Source organism: Vibrio sp. 811, assembly GCF_033339195.1.
The window spans coordinates 1-604 of sequence record NZ_JAWOUB010000607.1; the positions used below are offsets into that span (position 1 = coordinate 1).

A 604-nucleotide genomic window follows, 5' to 3' on the forward strand; every position below is an offset into this window, starting at 1 on the left:
GCGTGTCACCTAACACACTGTACAGAGCAACTAAACTGATCGTACAAATCGAGAGAGCGAAGATTAATTTGTGTATCCACTTCATAGGCAAGTGACCTGCTTAACTTATATACAACACAGTGTACTCAATGATATTTCGAACTTCAAATAAAGTCATTTATCAAGAAACAAAATTACTTTTGGCTTGAGTTCTTATTTCCGATACATGGTAACGCGTTTTGAACCGTTATCACGGTTTAAAATCGTCCAATTTGATGACTTACTTGTTATTTGCGAAGCAATTCACAACCACTCAAGCGAGGCACCATCAAGCTTTGCGACGAGAAACAATGCTCATTCATTGTGGAAACATTGCCAGTTATTAGCCCTGTCAACCCTGCATCTTGAGCGCACTTCGTTATATACTGTCGAAAAACACAATAACGAGTAATGTCATGTCATTAATTGCTACTGGTACGCTAAACAAAATGCGTGCTTCTCTCGATGGTGCCGTCAGCTATCGTCTTCCCGTGGGTGATGAAGAAGTCGATCTGTCACCGTTTCTCGGTAAAACACTCACGTTGACGCATACTGGCAATATTTTTTGTTGCTCATGCGGTAAGAA

Annotated in this window: 1 pseudogene; it reads left to right on the top strand. The window is 40.6% G+C overall.

The window, feature by feature from the left end:
- Positions 1 to 434: 434 nt before the first annotated feature.
- Positions 435 to 604, top strand: a pseudogene (locus R7Q46_RS28365) (DUF2797 domain-containing protein); the annotation flags it as partial.